Source organism: Streptomyces lycii (assembly GCF_009735685.1).
Lineage (GTDB): Bacteria > Actinomycetota > Actinomycetes > Streptomycetales > Streptomycetaceae > Streptomyces > Streptomyces lycii.
This window is the reverse complement of sequence record NZ_WHPN01000148.1, coordinates 1-4,454: the sequence shown is the minus strand read 5'-3', so window position 1 is coordinate 4,454 and position 4,454 is coordinate 1. Positions and strand designations below refer to the sequence as shown.

The window sequence follows — 4,454 nt, the reverse complement described above, 5'->3', positions numbered from 1 at the left end:
GGCCGAGCCAGCGGCGGTACGCCGAGACGAAGGGTTCCACGCCACCGGCGTCGCGGCGGCCGGCCTCCGCCAGCCACGCGCAGGTCCGCCGGGCCTCGCGGACGAGGCTCCCGGGATAGCCGTAGCGCACCCGGTGTGCGGCGAACTCCTCCTCGTCCTCGACCCGGAGCCCGCCGCCACGCGGCCGTACGACGTCGAGATCGAGGTCCACGGTGCGCAGCACGGTGCCGTTCCCGCTCCACTCGGGGACCGTGCACACGTCGCAGTACAGCTCGGGGCCGGGGTCCGCGCAGAACGTGGCCGTCCACCAGGCGGCGCGCGGCACCAGCGTCACGTACGCGAAGCGGGTGGTCCAGCCGCCCGCGGCCGAACCGACCGGGACGCCGCGCGCCGTGCCCAGCCAGGTGCCGTGCTCGTCCGCACCGAGCCGGGTGGCCGTCCACCGTGCGCTCGAGCTGCCGTCGTACTTGCGGATGTCGACCAGCACGGTGCCGGTCAGGGCCGCGGCTCCGCCCCGGTGTCACGGACCGGTCCCGGGCCGGAGCCCGGCGGGTGCAGGGAGGCGGCCGAGAACAGCCGCATGCGCTGCAGGACCGCCTCGGCGGTGGGTGCGGCCATCTCGTCCACGATCCGTCCGTCGCCGAGGAACAGGACGAGATCGGCGTGGGCAGCGGCTCCCGGGTCGTGCGTGACCATCACGACCGTCTGGCCCAGGTCGTCCACGGCCTCCCGGAGAAAGCCCAGCAGCTCCAGGCCTGACCGGGAGTCGAGATTGCCGGTCGGCTCGTCGGCGAAGACCAGTTCCGGGCGCGAGGCCAGGGCCCGGGCGCACGCCACCCGCTGCTGCTGGCCGCCGGAGAGCTGCGCGGGCCTGTGGTGCAGCCGGTCCCGCAGCCGCAGGGTGTCGATCACCCGGTCGAGCCAGGCCCGGTCCGGCTTGCGGCCCGCCAGGTCCATCGGCAGCGTGATGTTCTCGGCGGCCGTGAGCGTCGGCAGCAGGTTGAACGACTGGAAGACGAAGCCGACCTGGTCGCGCCGGATCCGGGTCAGCTGCTGGTCCTTGAGCCCGGTGATCTCCGTGTCGCCCAGCCAGACCTGGCCGGACGAGACCGAGTCCAGCCCGGCGAGGCAGTGCATGAGGGTCGACTTCCCGGAGCCGGACGGCCCCATCACCGCCGTGAACCGGCCCCGGGCGATCCGCACGTCCACGGAGTCGAGCGCGAGGACGGCCGTCTCGCCGGTGCCGAAGGCTTTGGTGAGCGCCGCCGCGCGGGCGGCCGTGGGGAGCGCCGCTCCGGGCGCCGTATCCGTCGGGGAACCGGGCAAGGCTGCCACCCCGCTTCTTCCGTAGGGGTTCCGCCGCCGAGCCTAGGGGCGCCGGGGCCGCTCCGACAGTCCCTTGCCGGAGCTAGCACCTGCGCGCTAGCTTGGTGGTGTGGCCAAGACACAGCTGAACGTCCGGGTGGACGAGACGACCGCGGAGACGGCGCGGCAGCGCGCCCTCCAGCGGGGACTGTCCATGAACCGCTACATCGAGGAACTCGTCCGGGAGGACGCGGGCGAGGCCGGCCGGACCTTCGTCGAGGCGGCCGCCGACTTCATGAAGCAGTACGAGTCGGTGTTCACGGAGGAGTTCGGCGAGGAGCGCACACGCCGTTGACCCTCCGCATCGACATCGCCTGGCTCCTCATGGTCGCCGAGCACAACACACCCGGCGACCCGCAGGTCACCGACTGGGGCGCGCTGGTCGCCGCCGTCAGCCGGCACGAGGCGGAGATATTCGGCGTGCCGGTCTACACCGACGCGCACACGCGCGCCGCCTCGCTGCTGCAACTGCTGCTGCACGTCCCGGCGCTGGAACGCTCCAACGCGATGTTCGCCTCCGCGGTGGCGTACGCCTATCTCGTGGCGAGCGGACTGAAGGTCACGACCTCGCCGGAGCAGGTCCGTGATCTCGCCCGGCTGGTGAAGGACGGCACCGCGGGCGTGGAGGCGATCGCCGAGGAACTGCGCGGCTGGAGCAACTGAGGGCGGCCGCGGCCGCCGCGGTGGTCGAGCCACTGGGCCTCCGGGGCCGGGGACCGCGCACGCGTCCCGCTGCGGGCCGGGCCGCGCCCGCATCCGGCTCCGGGCCGGGCCGGGCCGCGTACGAATTCCGGCTCCCGGCCGGACGCGTACGCATCCGGCTGCGGACCGCGCGGGGCCCGGCCGCGGGCACGCCGCCCGCCGGTGTCAGCGGCCCGGTGCCCTCGCCCCGTCCGGTGCCCTCCAGGTGCCGCCCAGTGCCGGAGCCAGCCACCCCGCCGACCGGGCACGGAACACCGCGGGCGGCAGCGCGCCCGCGCCCTGCGGGACGAGGCCCAGCAGCGGCGCGCCTGCCACGTCCGGCAGGTCCGGCACGTTGCAGCGTTCCGCGAGCCCGGGATCCGCGGGCCAGCTGCCCACCAGCACCCCCGCGCAGACCGTGCCCCGGGTCCGCAGCGCCTCCGCGGTCAGCGCCGTCGCGTTCAGGGTGCCCAGCCCGGCCGCCGCGACGACGAGCACCGGTGCGCCGAGCAGCCGCGCCGCGTCGGCCAGCGTCGCTCCCTCGTCGTCGAACCGGACGAGGAGTCCGCCCGAGCCCTCCACCAGCACCAGATCGTGCTCCGTGGCCAGCTTCTCCGCCGCCTCGGCCACGTCCCGGGGCCGCACGGGCGCGAGTCCGGCGCGCCGGGCCGCCGTCGCCGGAGCGAGCGGCTCCGGATAGCGCGCCAGCTCGGCGGCGGTCACCGGCCCGGCGAGCCGCGCCACCTCCGCCGCGTCCCCCGGCTCACCCCCGGCCACCCCGGTCTGGGCCGGTTTGAGCACGGCCACGGACCGGCCGGCGGCCAGCGCGGCCGCGGCGAGCGCCGCGGTGGCCACGGTCTTGCCGACCTCCGTGCCGGTTCCGGTGACGACCATGACGGACACGCCGTCTCCTTTCTCCTGCCGGTCTCTGCTCCCGGTTTCCCCTGCCGGCTCACCGCTGCCCCTTGCGGGTGCGCCGCCTCGCCGGACCTGCCGCCCTTGCGGGCTCCGTCGCCCCTCCCGGGCCCTGTCCCGCCGCCTCTCGCCCCGCCCCCTTCCGGGCGCGGTCCCCCTCCGGGCCGCGCAATCAGCCTGCGGCCGCAGCCGCCCGCACGGCCGCGCAGATCCGGGCGACGTCCTCGTCACCCGTCACATACGGCGGCATGGTGTAGACGAGATCGCGGAACGGCCGCAGCCACACGCCCTCCCGGGCCGCCGCCCGGGTCGCCGCCGCCATGTCGATGTCGCGGTCGAGCTGGACGACCCCGATGGCGCCGAGCACCCGGACATCCCGTACTCCCGGCAGCCGTTCCGTCCCCGCCAGCCCCTCGCGGAGGCCCGTTTCGATCCGTCCGACCTCGCCGCGCCAGTCCTGCGCCAGCAGCAGTTCCACCGAGGCGTTCGCGACGGCCGCGGCGAGCGGATTGCCCATGAACGTCGGGCCGTGGGCCAGTACGGGGACCTCGCCCCGCGCGATGCCGTCCGCCACCGCGGCGGTGCACAGCGTCGCCGCCATGGTGAGCATGCCGCCGGTCAGCGCCTTGCCCACGCACATGACGTCGGGAGCGATCCCCGCGTGCCCGGCGGCGAACAGCTCACCGGTACGCCCGAACCCGGTCGCGATCTCGTCGAGGACCAGCAGCACGCCGTGCTCGTCACAGGCCTGCCGCAGCACCCGCAGCCAGGCGGGGGAGTGGAAGCGCATGCCGCCCGCGCCCTGCACCACCGGCTCGACGACCACGGCCGCCAACTCGTCCGCATGGCGGGCGATCAGCTCCCGCAGATGCGCCTCGTAGGCCGGGTCGGGCGGGGTGTCGAAGCCGTCCGGCGGCGCGTCCGCGAAGACCTGCCGGGGCAGCGAGCCCGACCACAGGTGGTGCATGCCGCCGTCGGGGTCGCACACGGACATCGGCTGCCAGGTGTCGCCGTGGTAGCCGCCGCGCCAGGTGAGCAGCCGGCGCTTGTCCGGTTTCCCCAGTGAGCGCCAGTACTGCAGGCACATCTTCACGGCGACCTCGACCGAGACCGAGCCGGAGTCGGCGAGGAACACGTGCTCCAGCGGCTCCGGGGTGATCTCCACCAGCCGTGCCGCGAGCCGCACGGCGGGCTCGTGGGTGAGCCCGCCGAACATCACATGGCTCATCCGGTTCAGCTGTTCCCGCGCCGCGTCGTGCAGCACCGGATGGCCGTAGCCGTGGATCGCCGACCACCAGGACGACATGCCGTCGACCAACTCGCGGTGGCCCGCCACGGGTTCCGCGAGCCGCAGCCGCACCCCCGTCGCGGACTCCACGACGAACGGCTCCTGGCGGCCGGGCATCGGGCCGTACGGATGCCAGACGTGCCGGCGGTCCAGCGCCAGCAGCTCCTCCGTGGTCAGGGAGCCGGTGCGCGGCTCAGGCATTGGG

The 4,454-nt window shown here is 75.0% G+C and carries 6 protein-coding genes; 2 read left to right on the top strand and 4 right to left on the bottom strand.

Annotated features, from left to right (window positions below; translation table 11 throughout):
- On the bottom strand, positions 1-487 hold a 487-nt coding region (locus GCU69_RS06130), incomplete at its 3' end, for a DUF402 domain-containing protein (protein ID WP_235978271.1).
- 8 nt (positions 488-495) lie between these two features.
- Positions 496-1,326 carry an ABC transporter ATP-binding protein gene (locus GCU69_RS06125; RefSeq protein WP_098750565.1) on the bottom strand — a complete coding sequence of 277 codons (831 nt, stop codon included), beginning with the start codon at positions 1,324-1,326 and terminating at the stop codon, positions 496-498.
- Between the two features lie 109 nt (positions 1,327-1,435).
- Between GCU69_RS06125 and GCU69_RS06120 the strand changes: the two genes are divergently transcribed.
- Positions 1,436-1,660 (top strand): antitoxin, encoded by a 225-nt coding sequence (locus GCU69_RS06120; protein ID WP_098750559.1) that lies wholly within the window; start codon positions 1,436-1,438, stop codon positions 1,658-1,660.
- The gene (locus GCU69_RS06115; RefSeq protein WP_098750558.1) at positions 1,657-2,028 is read left to right on the top strand and encodes a fic family toxin-antitoxin system, toxin component; all 372 of its coding nucleotides are present in this window, start codon (positions 1,657-1,659) and stop codon (positions 2,026-2,028) included. Before GCU69_RS06120 ends, GCU69_RS06115 begins: the two co-directional genes overlap by 4 nt.
- 204 nt (positions 2,029-2,232) lie before the next feature.
- Here GCU69_RS06115 and bioD read toward each other — a convergent pair whose 3' ends face one another.
- Together bioD and GCU69_RS06105 are read right to left on the bottom strand one after the other, a co-directional pair.
- The gene (gene bioD / locus GCU69_RS06110) at positions 2,233-2,940 is read right to left on the bottom strand and encodes a dethiobiotin synthase (RefSeq protein WP_408055768.1); all 708 of its coding nucleotides are present in this window, start codon (positions 2,938-2,940) and stop codon (positions 2,233-2,235) included.
- 193 nt (positions 2,941-3,133) lie between these two features.
- Positions 3,134-4,450 carry an adenosylmethionine--8-amino-7-oxononanoate transaminase gene (locus GCU69_RS06105; protein ID WP_156205339.1) on the bottom strand — a complete coding sequence of 439 codons (1,317 nt, stop codon included), beginning with the start codon at positions 4,448-4,450 and terminating at the stop codon, positions 3,134-3,136.
- Positions 4,451-4,454: the final 4 nt, after the last annotated feature.